The sequence below is a fragment of the Candidatus Neomarinimicrobiota bacterium genome, from assembly GCA_021157965.1.
In the GTDB taxonomy this organism is placed as follows: domain Bacteria; phylum Fidelibacterota; class Fidelibacteria; order Fidelibacterales; family Fidelibacteraceae; genus Fidelibacter.
The window spans coordinates 62,126-82,765 of the sequence record JAGGVO010000012.1 but is presented as its reverse complement, the minus strand read 5'-3'; the positions used below and the strand labels follow the sequence as shown (position 1 = coordinate 82,765).

At 44.9% G+C, this 20,640-nt stretch carries 16 protein-coding genes; 13 read left to right on the top strand and 3 right to left on the bottom strand.

Going from position 1 to position 20,640, the window contains the following annotated elements; translation table 11 throughout:
- Positions 1 to 423: 423 nt before the first annotated feature.
- The 4 genes from ablA to J7K63_01485 all read left to right on the top strand — a co-directional run bounded on the left by ablA (position 424) and on the right by J7K63_01485 (position 4,018).
- The gene (gene ablA / locus J7K63_01500) at positions 424 to 1,761 is read left to right on the top strand and encodes a lysine 2,3-aminomutase (GenBank protein ID MCD6233700.1); all 1,338 of its coding nucleotides are present in this window, start codon (positions 424 to 426) and stop codon (positions 1,759 to 1,761) included.
- Positions 1,758 to 2,600, top strand: coding sequence for a putative beta-lysine N-acetyltransferase (gene ablB, locus J7K63_01495; protein MCD6233699.1), 843 nt, complete (start codon positions 1,758 to 1,760; stop codon positions 2,598 to 2,600). Before ablA ends, ablB begins: the two co-directional genes overlap by 4 nt.
- A 316-nt stretch (positions 2,601 to 2,916) precedes the next feature.
- Positions 2,917 to 3,504 carry a 3'-5' exonuclease gene (locus J7K63_01490; GenBank protein ID MCD6233698.1) on the top strand — a complete coding sequence of 196 codons (588 nt, stop codon included), beginning with the start codon at positions 2,917 to 2,919 and terminating at the stop codon, positions 3,502 to 3,504.
- A 100-nt stretch (positions 3,505 to 3,604) separates the two neighbouring features.
- Entirely contained in the window at positions 3,605 to 4,018 is a 414-nt protein-coding gene (locus J7K63_01485) for a hydrolase (GenBank protein ID MCD6233697.1), read from the top strand.
- A 276-nt stretch (positions 4,019 to 4,294) separates the two neighbouring features.
- Here the strand turns inward: J7K63_01485 and J7K63_01480 are convergent, their stop codons facing one another.
- From J7K63_01480 to glgP, 3 genes are all read right to left on the bottom strand, one after another.
- Complete coding sequence (locus J7K63_01480; GenBank protein ID MCD6233696.1) at positions 4,295 to 5,509, bottom strand: ROK family transcriptional regulator; 1,215 nt, start codon at positions 5,507 to 5,509, stop codon at positions 4,295 to 4,297.
- Positions 5,510 to 5,511: 2 nt separating this feature from the next.
- A complete protein-coding gene (locus tag J7K63_01475) occupies positions 5,512 to 6,681 on the bottom strand; it encodes a HAMP domain-containing histidine kinase (protein MCD6233695.1) in 1,170 nt (389 codons plus the stop codon).
- 180 nt (positions 6,682 to 6,861) lie between these two features.
- Positions 6,862 to 9,411: an alpha-glucan family phosphorylase gene (glgP, locus tag J7K63_01470; protein ID MCD6233694.1), complete on the bottom strand. Its 2,550-nt coding sequence runs from the start codon at positions 9,409 to 9,411 to the stop codon at positions 6,862 to 6,864.
- A 171-nt stretch (positions 9,412 to 9,582) separates the two neighbouring features.
- Here glgP and metH point away from each other — a divergent pair, with 171 nt between their 5' ends.
- From metH to J7K63_01425, 9 genes are all read left to right on the top strand, one after another.
- Positions 9,583 to 12,969 carry a methionine synthase gene (metH, locus tag J7K63_01465; GenBank protein ID MCD6233693.1) on the top strand — a complete coding sequence of 1,129 codons (3,387 nt, stop codon included), beginning with the start codon at positions 9,583 to 9,585 and terminating at the stop codon, positions 12,967 to 12,969.
- Between the two features lie 371 nt (positions 12,970 to 13,340).
- Entirely contained in the window at positions 13,341 to 14,741 is a 1,401-nt protein-coding gene (locus J7K63_01460) for a HAMP domain-containing histidine kinase (protein ID MCD6233692.1), read from the top strand.
- A gap of 2 nt (positions 14,742 to 14,743) precedes the next feature.
- Entirely contained in the window at positions 14,744 to 16,426 is a 1,683-nt protein-coding gene (locus J7K63_01455) for a D-aminoacylase (protein ID MCD6233691.1), read from the top strand.
- Positions 16,427 to 16,527: 101 nt separating this feature from the next.
- Positions 16,528 to 17,178, top strand: coding sequence for a thioredoxin family protein (locus J7K63_01450; protein MCD6233690.1), 651 nt, complete (start codon positions 16,528 to 16,530; stop codon positions 17,176 to 17,178).
- A 13-nt stretch (positions 17,179 to 17,191) separates the two neighbouring features.
- Positions 17,192 to 17,608 carry an OsmC family protein gene (locus tag J7K63_01445; GenBank protein MCD6233689.1) on the top strand — a complete coding sequence of 139 codons (417 nt, stop codon included), beginning with the start codon at positions 17,192 to 17,194 and terminating at the stop codon, positions 17,606 to 17,608.
- Between the two features lie 179 nt (positions 17,609 to 17,787).
- Complete coding sequence (gene buk, locus J7K63_01440) at positions 17,788 to 18,840, top strand: butyrate kinase (protein MCD6233688.1); 1,053 nt, start codon at positions 17,788 to 17,790, stop codon at positions 18,838 to 18,840.
- Between the two features lie 7 nt (positions 18,841 to 18,847).
- Positions 18,848 to 19,717: a phosphate butyryltransferase gene (locus J7K63_01435; protein ID MCD6233687.1), complete on the top strand. Its 870-nt coding sequence runs from the start codon at positions 18,848 to 18,850 to the stop codon at positions 19,715 to 19,717.
- 43 nt (positions 19,718 to 19,760) lie between these two features.
- On the top strand, positions 19,761 to 20,348 hold the full coding sequence (locus J7K63_01430) for a sigma-70 family RNA polymerase sigma factor (GenBank protein MCD6233686.1): 588 nt from the start codon (positions 19,761 to 19,763) through the stop codon (positions 20,346 to 20,348).
- Entirely contained in the window at positions 20,338 to 20,595 is a 258-nt protein-coding gene (locus J7K63_01425) for a hypothetical protein (GenBank protein MCD6233685.1), read from the top strand. The genes J7K63_01430 and J7K63_01425 overlap by 11 nt, the downstream gene beginning before the upstream one ends.
- Positions 20,596 to 20,640 lie beyond the last annotated feature (45 nt).

Here is a 20,640-nt window from a genome sequence, read left to right as displayed (position 1 = left end):
AGAAGAACCGGAGTTTATTGGAGTGAATCCTTTGGCCGGCCTTCCATCACCGTTGGCTTATACGTACCCTTTTCCCCAGGATTTTATCCCCGGATTATACATTTTTAAGCCCCTTCGGGAGGATGCTTCTCCTGGTATTTCAGATGACAATATCCAGCAAGTGAATTCTATCTGAAAAACGGGTACCGGGTTGAAACAATTCTTCAGGATTTCTATGACGACGGAGATAGTAAATACATTTTTTCCAAGCGGCTCCGACCATCCAAATACCCATTAAACCGAATGCTGACGAATGGCTGGTTTTTCCTTGAATCCTTAGAAAAATATGATTATATTTATGTGTTATAGGGTTTGAAAGAAAAACAGGTCAATTAGAATAAAATTTCCAGGCGACATTTTGGATTTATTCAGAAGGAAAGAAAAATGAGCATATTCAATGAACATCAAAAAGAACTTGCCGGAAAAATTGCGGATAATGTTGAATTAAAAAAATGGAAGGACTGGAAATGGCAGCTCAGTCATTCTGTTCGGGATATTGATACATTTGAAACATTATTGGGAATTAAATTTACACCGGAAGAGCGCAAAGAACTGGATGAAACAGTAACCCGGTTTCCATTATCCATAACTCCATACTATCTATCCCTGATTGATACGGATGATCGGGAATACGATCCGGTGTGGATGCAATCCTTCCCCAGTCCATCCGAATTAATGCATGAACAGTATGATATGCACGATCCTCTTGCAGAGGATATGGACAGTCCTGTGGAAGGAATTACTCATCGTTATCCTGACAGGGTCTTGTTTCATATCAGTAACACCTGCTCCATGTACTGCCGCCACTGTACACGGAAGCGGAAAGTAGGGGATGTGGATTCTATTCCTAATCGTGCCCAGATACAAAAGGGTATTGATTACATTGCCAATACACCCGTCGTGCGGGATGTCCTTTTATCCGGAGGCGATCCTTTTATGCTGAATGACACGTATCTGGACTGGATCTTAACAGAATTGGAAAAGATTGAACATGTTGAAGTGATCCGTATCGGTACCCGGGTTCCGGTTGTTTTACCCTACAGAATCACGGATGAACTTGTGGCAATGTTGAAAAAGCATCAGCCATTATGGATTAACACACATTTTAACCACCCCAGGGAGGTAACTGCTTCAGCTCGGGAAGCGTTGCATAAGTTGGCGGACGCAGGATTTCCCCTGGGAAATCAGAGTGTACTCTTAGCCGGGGTTAACGACTGTCCCAGGATTATGCGCAAATTGGTTCACAAACTGGTCAAAAACCGGGTCCGTCCCTATTATCTCTATCAATGCGACTTGTCCGAAGGATTATCCCATTTCCGGACACCGGTCAGTAAAGGCATTGAAATTATTGAAAGTCTGATTGGTCATACCAGTGGTTTTGCTGTACCCCGTTATGTGATTGATGCCCCCGGTGGCGGAGGTAAAATCCCTGTTATGCCGAATTATCTCATTTCCTGGGGAACCAATAAGGTGGTCCTCAGGAATTATGAAGGGGTGATCTGTTCTTATAAGGAACCGGACAGTTATAACCCCGTCTTTTGTGACAGAAATTGTGAGGATTGTAAACTTCAGCTCAAATTGGAAGAAGCCGATGAAAGTAAATTCATCGGTATCGAAAAACTCTTAATTTATGATGATGATACCTATTCACTTATCCCACAGGATAATGAAAGATTCAGCAGAAGGAATGATGAGGATGGAACGGCAGAGGATGCCCAATGACGGATAAAACGGAATATATCGGGAAATCCCTGATTCAGCACGGGACATATAATGACCGGATTTATCTCATGAAATGGGGAGGGGATGATCCTGAATTCATTGCCGATTCCCTGCTTGAATTAGCCCGGCTCAAACACTATACCAAGGTTTTTGTCAGGATTCCCGAAAAGGCAGTCCAGCCTTTTATTGACAGGGGATTTTTAACAGAAGCCGTGATACCGGATTTATACGCCGGTAAAGAGAAAGGGTTTTTTTTAGGATATTTTCTCTCTGACCGGCGGAAGAAACTCAAACGGGAAGAGCACTTAAATAAAGTACTTCGAACGGCTCAGGAAAAAGCGGTTAAACCAGCCCCGGTTTCGCTGAAAAAGGGTTTTACCCTTCGGATGGCAGAAGAAAAGGAACTTCCTGAACTCGCAAAGGTATATCAGGCCATTTTTCCGGAATACCCCTTTCCTGTTGGAAATCCTGGTTTTTTGAAGGAATCCATGGAATCGGGACACAACCGATATTTTATGGTTCATAATGGAGAAAAGATTATTGCTGCTTCTTCCGCTGAAATGTACCGGGATCACGCTTTTGTAGAAATGACGGATTTTGCCACACTGCCTGATTATCGCGGACACTCTCTGGCAAGACATCTGTTGAAGGAAATGGAGAAATTCTGTTCGAAAGAGGGCTTTATAACAGCCTACACAATAGCACGGGCCGTGTCTTTCGGCATGAATATCACTTTCTCCCGCCTCGGTTATGAATATTGCGGGACGATGATAAATAATACACGAATTGGGAAAGGGATTGAGAGTATGAATGTGTGGTATAGGGGGTTGAGAGGTTGAGACGTTGAGAGGTTGAGACGTTGAGACGTTGAGACGTTGAGAGGTTGAGACGTTCAGAGGTTGAGACGTTCAGAGGTTGAGACGTTGAGGGGTTGAGACGTTGAGAAGTTGAGACGTTGAGAAGTTGAGACGTTCAGAGGTTGAGACGTTCAGAGGTTGAGACGTTGAGAGGTTGAGACGTTCAGAGGTTGAGACGTTCAGAGGTGAGAGCTTACTTCGTTCGCTGTTTATGGGTTCAAGAGGTTATGATCCGATGATTTTGAACTCAAGACTCAAAACTTAAAGCTTAACTCAAAACTCAAAAAAAAAAGTGTTATTGAAAGAAAGCAACATAACGGTCCTCGATTTTGAAACAACGGGGTCGGTGGCAGATTACCCGGATGAACCTTGGCAAATTGGGCTTATAGTCCTGGAAAAAGGGAAAGCAAACCGGGAAAAAAGCCTTAATCGTTTTCTGCACGTAGGAGATCGGCCGATTAATCCTTATGTTCCTGGCCGTCATGCCCGTATACGGCATTTGTTGGAACGTTCTCCCCGGCTGGTTGAATTATGGCATGAAATACGCCCTTTTATTGATAATCAGATTTTAGCGGCTCATAATACGGGAACAGAAAAAAAAATTTTGGGAAATGTCTTCCCTGCCCATTCGGACGGGATTTGGATAGATACTCTTAATCTGAGCCGGCAGGTGTGGCCGGGACTGCTAAAATATAACCTGGAATATTTGCTTGAAATGCTGAATCTCACTGAAGCCGTGAGAAAAATCTGTCCCAACGGACATCCCCATGATGCCTACTATGATGCTGTGGGAGCAGCTTTAATACTGGAAATGATTCTAAAACAACCCGGCTGGGATAAAATAACTGTCAGGCAGGCTCAAAAATTGTCTGCAAAACGCAAGTGACCCATCATGTCGGTTTATTGAAATGATTTAATATATCGACTGAACCGTAATTGCGAAATAAATCTGGGTTATATAAATTCTGAAAAAAAGTGGAGTTCCTATGAACATTGCAGTGGATTTTGACGGGACACTGGTTGAACACCGTTATCCGGCGATAGGAAAAGAAATACCCTATGCTTTTGAATCCCTGAAAATATTACAGAAGAAGGGACACAAACTTATTTTATGGACTTACCGGACAGGAGAGAGCCTGGCGGAAGCTGTGGAATACTGTAAAAAGAAAGGTATTGAATTCTGGGCTGTAAATGAAAGTTATCCCGGAGAAAACAGGGGAAAAAATATCGGTCGAAAAATTAATGCCGAGATTTATATTGATGACCGAAATATTGGTGGATTGCCGTCATGGACCGAGATACTTCAGTTACTCCATCCGGAAGATTACGACATGGAATTCCTGTATAAAAAGAATATCAAACGGAATATTTTAAGACGTATTTTTGACCACCTTCGCTAATAAATGGAATTTCTCGATATTTTGTTGTTATTATTCTTTAAAATTGCTTGAAAATTCATAAAATTTGAAAAAACCCTGAATAATCAAAAAAATATCCTTGTATTATACCTGGTGAAATGTTTACTTTACAATTGTTGAAAGATAATGATGTGCCGGATGCCACTCTTTCCGGTTTTGCAACAGTCATTTTTTTCTTTCATCATGCTTCTCTCTCTCCCCGGTCCCGGTCTTTGTACCGGGACTTCTCTTTTAGGGATATAATTCGTTATATCTTTGTCAGGATTTGGAAAAAAAGTCAGGGTTCAGATTGAGGAGTTCTTGTAACACCAGGGCTACGGCCCCAACGGCACCTCCCATATTCTGAAAACAGGCGGGTTTTAAATCCAGAGTCGCAGAAAACGGACTGAGTGAGCAATGGTCAATGACTTCCCGTAACCGTGTATAAAAAGAAGGATTATTTTCTGTCAACGGACCATGAAAAATAAAGGCTTCGGGATGAAAGATATTTACCAGAAAGGCCAGGGCAATACCCAAGTCTGACAGGGCCTGATTGAAGATTGTCTGTGCTGCCTGATCATTTTTTTGCAGCGCCTTTTTGAATTTATCCAGTGTCAAAGGTCCGGTAAATGAATTGAGAAATGAGGATGTTGTTCCCTGTTGAAGCATTGCTTCGACTTTTTGCAGAACAGCATGATCCGACGCCCTGTCTTCCAGTGTTAATCGTGGCAATCCTTTTTTGTCTCCCGTAAGGTCATCCAAACAAATTTGTCCCAGCTCCCCGGGGATATCCAACAGCCTGTTCTGATACACAATACCGCATCCAATGCCATAACGGATATCGATACATATAAAATTTTTATATATTTTTCCTGATCCGAAACAGAGTTCACCCAGAGAAAGAAGATTCGCCTCATTATCCAAAAAGACCGGGATACGGGTTGTTCTTCGGATAAGGGAGACCAGGGGAATATCTTTCCAGCCAAAGGTGTGGGAGTACGTGAGGATTCCTTCCTGCCTGTTGACAAGTCCCGGAACCGATAATCCCACTCCTCTCAACAGCCCCTTGGAAGGTATTTTATTTTGCATCTCCTCGATACATTGCATGATCCTTTGGTTCACATTCTCCACCGTTGCTCCGGCCGGTGTTTCCATTGTGATAAACTCCCGGATTTTCCCGGACATATCCGCCAGGATACAGGATAAAGTCTCTTTCTCAAGATCTATACCAATAGCATAATTTTGAGTGGCCGGGAAATGGAACAGTTGCGGCGGGCGCCCCCCCTTTTTACCGGATTCCCGGCTTCCGGAAGAAACAACCAATTCTAAATTTTTCAGATTCTGAAGGGATCGGCTGATCGTGGGGATACTCAGACCGGTTTTCCGGGCAAGCTGATTCCTGGAAATTTTTCCGCTTGACCGGATGAGCCTGAATATACGTGATTGATTCAAATGATATAAATAACTGGGACGGCCTTTTTGTTCAGCATTCAATCTTACAACCTATTCTTTTCACGTGCTTCTCTCAGGGAAAGAGGAAGTGTTATGTAAAAAGTTGTTCCCATATCTTCCTGGCTTGTAAAATGTACAGATCCATTTAGATATTTTTTCGTGAATAAACGGATGCTGTAAGTTCCTAATCCCCTGCCGGGACCTTTTGTGGAAAATGAGCGTTGGAATATCTGTCGCTTCACGGCTTCAGGCATTACCCCGGGATTGTGTATTGCAAATGAAACCTGCTCATCTTTCCGGGTAGCAGTTAGTGTAATTTCGGCCTCTTTGGAAACCGCCTCCAGGGCATTTTTTATACAATTACCAAGTACCCGCCGTAAAAGGGTTTTATCGGTTTGCATGGTAAACGAATCGGGTGTAGGGTCTATTTTGATTTCTTTGTTTTCAGCCAAAGGGAGATGAATAAAATTTTCCCGTAACATGAATAGAAAGTCGGGAATATGGATTTCTTCTATATTACATTCTAATATATTTTCCTCCGCCGCCAGAATTTGCTGTTGGGATTCAATTTCATCAATCAATTGGTAACCCAAACGTTGTAAGATCTCCCGAAATTCAGTTTTTCTTTCAGGTTTAAACCGGTCATTCACAAGCATTTTAGTAAAACCACGGATGCTGCCGGCTGTATTTTTTAAGTCGTGAAAGAATACTCTTTCCAGAGCGCGGCGTCTGGATTCATGGCTAATATCCAGGGCCGCAAGAAACACAAAGTTTTCTCCATGAAAAATAAATGGGTAGGTTCTTATCTGTAATTCCCAGGCACCCCCATCTTCACGCATGATACGGCAAGTCTGTAGCTCGTGCTTCCCGTCTAAAGACTTCCTGATCGCCTGGTTGGCACCGCAATACTTACAGAAATCCGTGGTTCCGCATCCAAACTCTGAATGCATAGCATGGGTACATTTTAAATATTCACCCGGTCTTAATCCAAATACGTCACTGGAATCGCCCGTAGAATTTATTAATGCTTTAAATTTATCGTTTGCATAGACAATCTGCCGGTTCTGATTTAAGATCGCGACAATCTCCAAAATATAGTTCAGCGGTTTTGTAAACTCATTTTTTTGATCAAAAAGAGATATCTGAAATTTCAGCTCATTTTTCGAGCTCCGTTCACGGTATGGATAATGAATCTTGACAGTGTTTTTTGTCATGAGGGCGAACCTTTTTTAATGTATTGTCATATATTAATTATACAAATTTATAGCATTGAAAAAAATAAAAATAAAATTGGATTTAGGAATCAGGGATAAAATAAAAAACGGCGGCTTTCCAGCCTGCCGTTTTTTTTTATTAACTTCTGTTTCCGGATTATCATTTATATTGGACGAGAGCTAACTAACGATCTGCATCCAGCGGATCATCCCCGTTTCAAAGGGGTGCAGCAGGTCTTTGTGCCAGGGTCTTACCCGAACATTGTATCTGTAGGTCCCTGCTTTTGGAATTTCCACCGTTCCGGAATAAACGCATCTTCCTTCGGTGTTTTTTTCCTTAAGTTTCAATTCCACAACAGATACGGGCGGTTGATTTTCCTGGTATTCCTTAACCAGATACACTTCCACTTTTACATCTTCGGGATTCAGTCCGTCCAGTATGACATCACAGGTTATTTGCATGTGCAATGTATTGATAAATTCTTCAACCGGGTTGATTTCCGTAACCCAGACATCCTTCCAGGCATTAGAAATTTTCTGCTTCCAATGAACCAACTCTTTTGCTTTTTTATAATTGTCAACAGTTAGAAGTTGCTTGTGTTCAAAAGCTGGTTTATAAAGGTTATTCATGTAGTCCTTCACCATCCTGTGAGTGCTGTACACCGGTGTTATGGATCGAATGGATTCTTTCATACGACGGACCCAGGTTTCCGAATAAGGATCCCCGTTTGAGCGTTCGAAATATTCGGGAATAATGGCATTCTCCAATGTATAATACAGGTTGGCACTGTCCTCACTGTCCTGAATGTCGTTGTTGGCATATTCTTTCGGTTCACCTATGGTCCACCCGTTTTTTCCGTTGAATCCTTCCACCCACCAGCCGTCAAGGACTGAAAAATTGATACCGCCGTTTACGGTGACCTTTTCACCGGATGTACCGCTGGCTTCACGGGGACGCCGGGGATTATTCAGCCAGATATCCACTCCTGAAACAAGATAGCGGGCCAGGGTCATATTGTAATTTTCCAGGATGAAAATTTTCCCCAGAAACGGTTCACTCATACTGATATGGTAAATTTCCTTGATCAGAGCTTGTCCCGGACGGTCTGCAGGATGGGCTTTCCCGGCAAAGAAAAAGATGACCGGTTTTTCCCGGTTGGACACAAGGCGTTTTAAACGTTCAATATCCCGGAAAAGAAGGGTTGCCCGCTTATAGGTAGCGAAACGCCGGGCAAATCCCACAAAAAGAGCATCGGGCGTCAGGTTTTCCAGGGCCCGATCTGTAATGTATTGGGGGACACCATTCCGCTGGTCCCGGTTTCTGATCCGCTGCTTTACTACATCCACAAGACGCTGTTTTCGGGTCTTGTGAACATTCCAAATCCGCCCTGCCGGAATGTCGTTGACTGTTTTCCACATCTCGGGATCATCTATTCTTAAAATCCAGTCGTCACCCAGGTATTCATTATAGAGCTTTCTGAATTCCCGGGAGACCCAGGTTTCCGTGTGGATGCCGTTGGTCACATGGGTAATGGGAATCTCACATAACGGAATATCTTTCCATACATCACTCCACAAACGGCGGCTTACCTCACCGTGAAGACGACTCACACCGTTGCAGCTTTTTGCCATCTTCATGGCAAGGACCGTCATGCTGAAGTTTTTGTTGACATCCCGCCCCAGCATAAAAAAGGTATTCCAGTCCAATCCGTAATTCTGGAAACAATGATCAAAATATTTATGCATCAGTGCTTCATCGAAGGCATCGTGTCCTGCCGAAACAGGTGTATGGGTGGTGAAAATGGAGTTGCTGGATACGATTTCTTTGGCCACATCGAATGCAATGCCCTGGTCAACCAGTTCCCGGACTCTTTCAAGGACCAGAAAGGCTGAATGCCCCTCATTCATGTGCCAGACAGAGGGCTTATAACCCAGTAAACGCAAGGCACGGACACCTCCGATACCCAATAGCAGTTCCTGGGTGATCCGCATTTCATGATCTCCACCGTACAGCTGGGATGTAAGAATCCGGTCTTCCGGCAGGTTTTCCTGAATATCCGTATCTAAAAGGTAGATGGATGTCCTCCCGGCCTGCATACGCCAGATCTGGGCATAAACTTTCCGGCCGGGTAAATTGATGAAAATTTTACGGGGGTTTCCTTTCTCGTCCCGGGTCAGTTGTATGGGAATTTCTCCAAAGTCATAACTTGGATACATATTCTCCTGGTTCCCGTCCCCATCTATCTGTTGGTTGAAATAACCCTGTTTGTACATCATTCCCACACCAACCAGGGGAATGCCCAGATCACTGGCACTTTTACAGTGGTCACCAGCCAAAATCCCCAAACCACCGGAGTAAACCGGTACACTTTCATGAATGCCGAATTCTGCTGAAAAATAGGCAACCAGGAAATCCTTTTTTTCAGGGTATGTCTTGTCAAACCAGGTGTCCTTCCGGGACATGTAATGATTGAATTCATCCATAACCGACTTCATCATGTCCAGAAATTCGGGATCGTTTGCCTTTGTATTGAACTGGTTTTGACTCAAATATTTTAAAAGTTTTAAAGGATTGTGTTCAACGTCATACCAGAGTTCATTCCCCAATGTCCGGAAAAGTTTCTGGGCATTGGGTTTCCAGCTCCACCATAAGTTGTAACTGAATTGCTTCAGCTCCTGAAGCTCTTCGGGGACAAAACTTTGAACAGTTATCCTGCGAAAATTTTTCATGATTCCTCCATTTGCGAGGGAAATTATTGGAGTTTACGGATGGTGACAAGAAAAATATCACCCAAATATGAGTGAATATCAGAGAAACCCTGAGAAAAGATTCCGGAACCGTGATTGCCTGTTTTTCATTTCCCCGGATTACGGTAAATTAAAAAAAGAAAACGAGGTGGTATGACGATCAGCAGAAAAGCCTTTCATGAGTATCTTACCCGGGGTGTTTGTATTATAGATGGAGCCATGGGGACCCTGATTGACGATGCCGGCCTGATGCCGGAGGATTACTCCGGTTACGAAGGATGTCCTGAGATTCTGAATGTTTCCCGCCCGGATCTCATTGAATCCATTCACCGGCAGTATCTCGATGCCGGTGCACATATTATTGAGACAAATACCTTTGGAGCCAATACCCTTGTCTTGAAAGAACACGGTTTGGATGACCGGACCTACGAACTGAATCTGGAAGGGGCGAAACGGGCTCGAAAAGCAGTCGACGCAATGAAGGACAAGAGGAATTTTTGCCTGGTTGCCGGATCGGTGGGACCCGGAAGCCGCATGCCCTCCTTGAATCATGTAAGTCCCGATGACATCTACATAGCCTATAAACCGCAGATTCTGGGACTGACAGACGGAGGTGTGGATCTGTTGATCATTGAAACTGCCCAGGATCTGCTTCATGTCAAGACCCTGGTACGTCTTATTCTGGATGTTGCCCCGGACATTCCTCTGATTGTTTCTGTCACGATTGAATCCAACGGCACAATGCTGGCCGGATCTGATATTCCGGCAGTGGTGACGGCTTTGTCTCCATATCCGCTGTCTGCTTTGGGACTCAATTGTGCCACAGGGCCTGTGGGAATGCGTTCTCATGTGCGCCTGATGGCCGAATTATCCCCTTTTCCAGTGTTTGCCATGCCCAATGCCGGATTGCCGGTTCACAAAAAGGGACGCTTTGTTTATGAGCTGGAGCCGGAAACGATGGCTTCGGAAATCGAGGTTTTTGTCCGGGATATGGGTGCTTCCATTGTTGGCGGTTGTTGCGGTTCCACACCCCGTCATATCCGATGTATTTCTGAAAAAGTGGGAACCGGCCGGAAGATTCCCTTCCGGAAGATATCCCGCGAGACTGCCGTCTCATCCCTGTATCAAAACCAGGCAATCCGTGTGAAACCTGCTCCCCTACTGATTGGTGAACGGGCTAACGCCAATGGTTCCAGGGCTTTCAGAAAAGCATTACTTCGGGAAGACTGGGATGCCATGATGTCCATTGTGAACGCTCAGGAACAGGAAGGCGCCCATGTTGTGGATGTCTCCCTTTCCGTCGTTGGACGGGACGAAAAAAAGGATACGGTGTATTTTTTTCGCCGTTTGAATACGGAATGCCGCCTTCCCCTTCAAATTGACAGTACCGATCCTGTGGTTATAGAAACAGCCCTGAAACACTGCGCCGGACGTTGCATTGTCAATTCGGCCAACTTGGAAAACGGGGAAGAGACTTTCCTTTCCATGGCCAACCTTTGTAAACGATACGGAGCCATGTTGATTTGCCTGACGATTGACGAAGAGGGGATGGCTAAAACGGCCGAGCGGAAGAGTGCCATTGCCGGCCGAATGATTGCTCTGGCGGAAAAGGCCGGACTCCGCAGAGAGGATTTGTTTATTGACACCCTTACATTTACCCTGGGAAGCGGGGAGGATGCAGACCGGAATACGGCGGTGGAAACCCTCAGAGCCGTAAAAGATATCAGAGATTCTTTTCCGGAAGTACATTTGCTTCTGGGGGTAAGCAATGTTTCCTTCGGATTGAAACCCCGCATCCGGCACATGTTGAACTCGGTGATGCTTTATGAGGCTGTCCGGGCAGGAATGCATGCAGCGATCATCCATCCCGGAAAAATCATGCCTCTTTCAGATATCCCCGAATCGTTACTGGCCTTATGCCGCAAACTGATTTACAATGATACTACAGCCGGAGACCCCCTGATTCATCTGATTCAGGCAGGCGGTGAAAACATTCCGAATGTAGATTTTACCACACAGGTTGAGTTGACACCGGAGGAGAACCTGCAAAAAAAACTTCTCCATGGGGATTCCGCCGGACTGGAAAAGCTGTTGATGGTATTAAAGGATAAAAAATCCCCCCTGAATATTATCAATGATATCCTTTTACCGGGCATGAAGGAAATCGGTGAGCTTTTCGGATCCGGGAAAATGCAGCTCCCTTTTGTCCTGAAATCGGCATCAGTCATGAAAAAAGCCGTGGATATCCTGAAACCCTTCATGGATAAAAACGAAAAAATGATTCAGGGCACGATAGTTCTGGCTACTGTGCGGGGGGATGTTCACGACATTGGGAAAAATCTGGTGGATGTGGTTTTATCCAATAACGGTTTTATTGTCCACAATATCGGCATCCGACAGTCTCCCGAGGCTGTCTTGAATGCTGTTCAAACTATTAAACCCGATGCCCTTGGACTGAGCGGACTCCTGGTCCGGTCGACCCTTGAAATGAAAAACACTCTGATGGTTCTGAAAGAACACCATATCACCATCCCCGTTTTGCTTGGAGGTGCAGCCCTGACAGAATCCTTTGTGCGTGAAGAACTGGCACCGGTTTATGAGGGAATGGTTTTTTATGCCGCCGATGCATTTCAGGGCTTGTCTATCCTGAATTCTCTGGATGAAAAGATTGAAGCGAAAAATATCCGCCGGGATAAAGACAAGGGGGATAAGATTTTATATAAAAAGGAAGGATGCCGTAAAGCAGAGATTTCTTTCTATGATTACCCATCTCCGCCTTTTGATGGAGTACGTATCCGACAAAAGATAGATATTGACTCGCTTGTGAACTATCTGAATCGCAAAACCCTGTTTACGTTCCAATGGCAATTACGCAAAGGTAAGATGTCCCGTGAGGATTACGAAGCTTTTCTGAAACAGGAAGGGGAAGAACGTTTACGGGAGATGCTCTGCCGGGATGAAATCCGGGAATCTTTCTGTCCCGGGGTGGTTTATGCCTGTTGCCCGGTTCGGAAAATATCGGAAGATGTACTTTCAGTACACCTCCCCGGTAGTTCCGAATCATTTCAGCTGACCTTTCCCAGGCAAAAGGCAGGGGAGTGCCTGTCCGCAGCAGATTATTATTCGCCGCATCAGGACGGACTTATGCCCATTCAGTGTGTAACCCTGGGGAATGAGGCTGTCCGTTACAGCCGCCGGTTGTACGCATCTCATGATTATGCCGAATATTTTTTCTATCATGGCCTCTTAATGCAATTAACCGAAGCCCTGGCCGAGGAAAATCATGCCCTGATACGCCACGAACTGGGACTGGACAAACAAAAAGCGGAAAAACACCGGAAACCCGGAACTTTCCAGGGAATCCGGATCAGTCCGGGATATCCCATGGCACCGGAGCTGGAAAGCCAGAAGATGATTCTCGAACTCCTTAAGGCTTCTGAAATCGGTGTCAGCCTGACATCGGGTTATCAACTGATACCTGAATGCTCCACAACAGCCCTGATTCTGCTCCATCCAAAGGCAAAATACTTTAATATATAATTATAAAAAGAGCTCGAATTTAAGGATGATAAATAGTATTATTACTTTGTACAGGAAAGGAATTTTTCCATGACGATGGGAAGTATCAGAAAGCGGGATCTATACAGACCGGGATAAAGTCCGGCAGCTTAAGGTTCTGTATGGGATGATAAACCTTTTGTACCTCTATTAGCGAGTGTTTGGTGCGTCCCGGCATACAGCGGACGATTATGGTAAATCAGTAAGATCAGTGACAGCATATTATTCGGGAGATTATGCCTGAATGGGATTCATACATCGAAAAAAAGTGAAGTGGCTTTCTTTTGTATTGAATTTGAACTGCCCGGAATGCGCGAATGACTTTAAAGCCGGCAACAGAATGGTTATGAATTATGAAGGAGCAATATACAATTCATTTTGCAGTGCTGACAAGTGAGACAGGGCAGATTCGGAAAATACTTCGGAACGATCAGGGCATGATATCTGAAGATTTGATAAATCTGGAAGAACTTGTTGAAGATAGAACCAGGTTGTTCCACTTTTACCGTGAAGTGAGCAGCCATGGAGCTGCGGTGAATCGGGATGTGAACCTCAGGGATGTACCCGGAACCGTCCAATTTATTGGTGTCAAAACAGAAGATCACATAGCCCTCATTTGCACTGCCGATAAAGGGGATCTTTTGAACCGCTTTTCAGAATTGAAAAACAATTTTATGGGTTTGCAGCGTAAAGTGATAAAAAAGAACGAATCCGTAATGTGGCTGATTGATCAGATAAATGCGTTTTTTGAATCGGCGGGACTCGGATTTGTTTTTTTGAAAAAGGATGGGAAAATTGACGCTTTTAATGAGATGGGAAAGGATTTTTTTCATCGTGTAACCCGGCAATCTATTCAACCGGGCATGTCTATCCATGAACTGGCCATCCCGGATTCTGAAAACGGCATTCGGTACTTTCTGGCAAAAAGTATGCAAGGGGACTTTTTCTCCGGGGATTTTTATGCTGGTGAGTGGTTTGAAGTACGGAGTACTGCCGTGAAAGATAAAGAAGGCCGGCAGCAAGGGGTGCTTCTGATTTTTGAGAGAATCAACCGGAGAAAGAACTATGAAATAACTATTGAAAACCAGAAAGAATTTCTCTACCACATGTACAAAATCTTCCTGCATGATTTGGCAAATATCTTTACCGTTACAAAATCTGCCACATCCCTTTATAAGAGAACATCGAATAAAGAGATGCTTGACAGCATTGCAGAGGCTTCGGAGCGTGGCATCCGGATGATTGACCGGATGAAAAAAGCCGAAAAGATCGTGCATGATCCCGACAAGCTCTGGCCGGTTTCCCTGGCAGAGGCCGTTTATCGCGTGATGAAGGATTATAAAGACTTGTCTTTTATATGTCACGGCCAGGGATATATCTATGCCGATGACCTGATAGGTTTTCTTCTGAACAATCTTGTATCCAATGCAATTCGCCATGGAAAGGCCACTGACATGATGTTCGAGATTTCAGAAGACGATGATTCCGTGATTTTCAAGGTCGCCAATAACGGGGAGCCCATACCGGATGAGATTCGGGATAAAGTGTTTGACGAAAATTTTGAATTTGGTGAAACAGCCTATTCCGGGCTTGGCTTGTTTATTATTCAGAAAATCACTTTACGGTACAGAGGAAGGGTAAGGACAGAATCTTGTAGGGAGTGGAATACCTGTTTCATTTTTACCTTTCCAAAAATCACGGAACCCGAAAAGGTTTTAAATCAGAAAAGTGTGAATAAAAAAGCGGAAGATTGAATATGAAACGGTCAGCTGGTCAATGGACACGGAGGGATTTTATTAAAACGAGTTTTCTGACGGCAGGCGGACTGGCACTGGGCTGTTCTGTCCGTTCCCGGCTGGATATTCTCATCCGGAATGTCCGGATTGCTGATGGAACAGGGAAAGATTTATACACAGCGGATATCGGTTTGCGAAATGGAAAAATTATCGCTATAGGATCCCTTAAAAATGCCACCGCCCATATAGAAATTGACGGAAAAGACCTTGTGGCAGCCCCGGGATTTGTGGATATACACAGCCATACCGATCTTGAATTGCTGGTAAATCCCAATGCCGAAGGGAAAATCCGCCAGGGCATTACAACGGACGTCTCGGGAAATTGCGGAGCATCCCCTTTTCCCCTGACGAAGGCGGATGTGGAAAAATTGCGAAAAAGACTCCTGGAGCAGTATCAACTTGATGAATCCTGGAAGGATCTTGATGGTTTTTTCAGTGCCATTGAAAAGGGCGGGACATCTGTGAATTACATGACTCTGACAGGTCATGGTACTTTGCGGAATGCCGTGATGGGATCATACGACAGGGCTCCCACAGCCGATGAATTGAAAGTCATGAAGAAGGTTCTGGCCCATACACTTGAGATGGGGAGTCTGGGACTTTCGACAGGATTGGAATACGCCCCGGGGAGCTATGCCAATACAGAGGAGCTCATCGCCTTGTCCAAAACAGTGGCTGAATTTGGCGGATTGTACGCCACTCACATGCGGAGCGAAGATGACCGGGTGGAAGAAGCCATTGAGGAAGCCCTGAATATCTCCCGTCAGGCCGGGGTTTCACTTCAGATATCCCATTTAAAAGCCTGCAACAAGAATAACTGGCACAAAGTGGATGCCATGCTTTCCAGGATTAGCAGAGCCCGCCAGGAAGGAATCCCTGTCCACGCTGATCGCTATCCCTATATTGCATGGTCTACGGGACTTTCGGCCTTTTTGCCGGTTTCGGCACGCCAGGGAACCACGGAAGAGATGATTGAAAGACTAAAAAACCGTGAAAATGAAGAACTTGTCCGAAATTATGTCGTCGGCCGGGGTGAGCGGATCGGCGGCTGGGAGCGTGTGCTTATCAGCTCCTGCCGGGGTACAGGCGGTAAGGATTTTGAAGGCAGGACATTACAGGATATCAGCCTTGCCCTGGGATTAAACCCTTACGAAACCGTGAGAAAACTTCTGATTGATTTTAAGGCTGATGTTTCAACCATAGGTTTTGCTATGGAAGAAGGTAATCTGAAAAAAGTTCTCAAGGCGAAGTTTGTGAGCATCGGCTCGGACGGTTCGGTCAGAGCTACCTATGGTCCTCTTTTCAAGGGCAAACCCCATCCCCGCTCTTATGGGGCATTCCCCCGGGTTTTGGCCAAATTTGTCCGGGATGAAAAGGTGCTTACCCTTCCGGAAGCCGTAAGAAAAATGTCTGCCTTGAACGCTCTGAAAGTTGGTCTGACGGACAGGGGGTTCATCCGGGAAAATTATGTGGCTGATTTGGTTCTCTTTAATCCTGAAACGGTGCAGGATAATGCCACATATTTGAATCCTCACCAGTATCCCGATGGGATTCCCTATGTTTTTGTCGGCGGTGTACCCGTTATCCGGGAAGGTAAACACACCGGTGAACATCCCGGGAAAATTCTCAGGCATAAAAGCTGATTTACAGATAATCTGTTAGCTTGCAGATTAAACCTTTAGTTTTCAACATTGTAACGTCGGGACTTCTGTATCCACTAAAAAACCAGATTCAGGAAAGACTTTTGGGATTTTTTTCAGAAAGCGACAAACGTACACTCAGAACACATTTTTCCGGCTTGGAAGACCCGGTTCAGCTTATCTTTGTAAAACGTGACACATTGTGCCGGTATTGTCGTGATACCTGCGAATTAGTTATGGAATTTGCAGAAATTTCCAAAAAAATCCGGGTAGATGTGTACGATATTGACAAAGATGCCGATGAAATCGGGAAACTGGGCATTGAGCGTGTTCCGGCAATTGCTCTCCTGGACAAATCCCGGAAGGATACCGGCATCCGGTTTTACGGGATGCCCGGGGGATATGAATTCCATTCCCTTTTGGGGGCGGTTCTTGTTGTTTCCAAGAGACGGACAGGGTTAACGGAAGATTTGATCCGACAGATCAAACGTATTGAAACGCCCCTTCATATTAAAACCTATATCACGCCAACCTGTCCTTATTGTTCATCAGTTGTCCGTCTCATTCATAAGATGGCCTTTCTCAATCCTCATATCCGGGCGGATATGATTGAAGTGACGGAATTTCCTGAACTGGGGAATGAAGCAGGGGTCAAGGGGGTACCCAAAACAATTGTCAATCATTTTTTCGATCTCGAAGGCGCTTTGCCGGAAGAACAGTTCATTTACACAATCATACAAAATCTAAAAAAATAATCTGGAGGTACGGATGAAAGTAACATTGCAGGGTCTTGCCGATCATTTGACATTTATGGCAAAGGGCGATTCAGGCCATTGGGTTGCTCTTGATGCTGACGAGTCTTTACATGGTTTTAATGCCGGGACACGTCCCATGGAACTGGTTCTGGAAGCTCTTGGCGGATGTACAGCCATGGATGTATTATCCATATTGCGAAAAAAACGTATGAATTATGACCGATTTGCCATAGATATCGAAGCGGAACGGGCAGGTGAACATCCCAAAGTCTTTACAAAAATTCACATGGTTTACAAATTCTGGGGGAATGAACTTTCCGACAAGGCCATTGCCCGTGCTATCGAACTCAGTGAAAGCAAGTATTGCAGTGTGAATGCCATGTTGAGTAAAACAGCGGAGATTACGTCAGAGTATCTTCTGAACCCATAGGCAAAAGCATAACAAGGATGACTTGAAGGGAAAGAAAATCTTTCTTTTTTATCAAAATATTATATATATTTAATGAGAGAAGAGTAATGATATTATTTGAACAGTTGCAAGCTTAATCTGTTTTTTTGACAGGAAGGAGAAATCAGGCAACTTATGTTTGAATCAGGGGAGAGATTTTTATGAAAAAGATACTCACAATCAGTCCCGGTTCGACATCCACAAAAGCGGGTTTATTTACCCCCGAGGGGAAAATAGATGAAATATCCGTGCCTGTGGAGCAGGAATATGCCCGAAAAAACGTGGTGCAGGAATACGCTTATCGTCGGGATTTGCTGAAACGTTTTTTAGAAAAGATCGATTTATCCGATTTGGCCGCCGTTGTTGGCCGGGGTGCCCCTTTGAAGCCCATGGAAGGCGGCGTGTATAAAATTACGCCGAAGCTGCTTTCTGATCTCCGGGAATGCAGATATTCCAACCATGCCAGCAATCTGGGAGGATTGTTGGCTCATTATTTCGGAGAATTGTACAAAGTTCCGGCGTGGATTATCGATCCTGTGAGTGTGGATGAATTCGATGAGATTTCCCGGATATCGGGTGTCCCCGAGATCAGGCGCCGCAGCCGGAGCCATGCCCTGAATATCAAAGCCACGGCCAGAAAATGGTGTGACGAATATGGGGAAGTTCTTGAAAAAGAAAATTTTGTAGTTGCCCATCTGGGCGGGGGTATTTCCATTTGTGCCCTGAAAATGGGGAAGATCCGGGATGTCAACGACGGATTGCTGGGAATGGGACCTTTTTCACCGGAAAGGGCAGGGGCGTTGCCTATCAGTGGTTTGCTGGATTTGGCTTTTTCCGGCGACTATACACGGAAAGAGCTGGATCATTATCTCTCCCGGGAGTGCGGATTAAAGGGCTATTTAAAGACCAATGATGCCCGGGAAGTGGTAAGACGGATTCAGGAAGGGGATAAATATGCCCAACTGATTATGGATGCCATGATTTATCAGATAGAAAAGGAAATCGGGGCCATGCTGGCTGCCTGTCACTTTGTGGTGAAAGCAGTATTGATCACGGGTGGCCTGGCCCATTGTTTATATATTACCCGTCGGCTACAGGATCATTTTTCCATGTTCAATATTCATATTATCCCCGGGGAGAATGAATTGGAAGCGATGGCAGACGGAGGATTCAGAGCACTGAAGGGAGATATTCCTGTTCAGGATTACATGTGAGGATATCATGAGATTTAACGATTTATATCAACGGGTGTCAACCCGGGAACCAAAAAACTGCAATGTGGTGAATCCGGAGGCGGATTCTGTTTTTGAAGGGCTCAAACAGGCAGTTGAGCAAGGATTTATCCGACTGCGTCTTTTCGGAAACCGCGCACTGATTGAGAAGAAGTCGGAACAGCACAAGCTGGAGGTTTCTGCCGTATATCATTCCCTGTCGCCGGTTGAAGCAGCAGCAGCTGCGGTAGAGGATATCCGTAGAGGCGGGGGGGATTTGATTATGAAAGGGGATATTCCCACGGCGGATTTCATGAAACCTCTTCTGGACAAGGAAAAAGGCCTCCGGATCGGGAAAGTTTTATCCCATGTGGCGGTTTGCGACACACCGGCTTATCCCCGGCTGCTCTTTGCGGCGGATGGCGGCATAAATATTGCGCCGGATCTGGAAACCAAACGAGAGATTACAGCAAGTACGGTTGCTTATGCTGAAAAGGTTCTGGGACGTAAGCCCAGAATCGCCTTTGCGGCAGTCATTGAAAAAGTTAATCCCAAAATCCCGGCTACAGGCGATGCCTTTGAACTGGCCCGGGAATATACGGAAAAGGGATATCTGGCTGAGGGACCTATTGCATTGGATGTCATATTATCCGAAAATGCCGCCCGGAAGAAAGGAATTCAATCACAAATTTCCGGAAAGGTGGATGTCATCATTTTTCCCGATATCACTCCGGCAAATTTTATGATCAAACAAATGATCTTTCTGGAGAAAGCAAAAGCCGGCGGACTTATTCTCAATGCGTCTGTCCCCGTGATTGTACTGTCCCGTTCCGATACAGCCGAAACAAAATTAAACTCTATTGTGTTAAGCCTTTTATAAGCCTGTAACCTCCCTGATAAAAATCATCTAAAAAGGATGAAATGTGGAAAACGAACTTGAGCTCATTGAAAAAGCACAGAACGGAGACCGGAAAGCCCAGGCCCGGCTTGTCCTGAGGTATGAAAAAAAAATTTTCAATCTGGCCTTGCGGATGATGCGGGATAAAGAAGATGCTGAAGACGTGATGCAGGAAACCTTTCTTACAGCCCTGCGGAAACTTCATACCTTCGAAGGGCGGTCCCAGTTTTTTACCTGGCTGTACAGGATCACCATGAATATTTCTCTTCAGAAACTCAGGGACAGGAACAAGGGGAATGCCATGGTGTCCTTGTCCGATCCGGATATAGAATCGATTCACGGACAACACCTGTCAGAATGGCCGGCTTTCAATCGCAAGCTCATGTCCAATGAAGAGTTCCGGAAATTGCTTGACAATGCCGTAAAGGAGCTCCCGGCCATTTACCGCTCCGTTTTCATTCTGAGGGATTTGGAGGGCCTTTCCACCATCGAGACCCAAAAACTTCTGGATCTTACCGAATCCAATGTCAAAGTCCGCCTGATGAGGGCCCGCTATTATCTCAGACAGAATCTGCAAAAATATTTTCAGGAAGGTCAGTTCAATGGAAAATGAAAAAACCGAAAAAAAACAGTTAACACCCTTCGAAAAACTCTGTCTCGGCCTGTCCCAGGATATGGATGAAGAAGTCTGTAAGGAAATTGCCGTCGAATTGGAAAAGTGTCCCGATTGCCATTTCTTCTACAATTCTGTGGAAAAAACCATTGAAATGTACCGTGAAGTGGACAATGAGAAGGATATGGACGAAGAGATGGAATTGCGGCTTCTAAATGTCCTGAAACTCGAGGATTTCAGGGAGTGAAAAAAATTGAAAAAAAACATGGTCCTTGTTATATTTTGTAGTTAA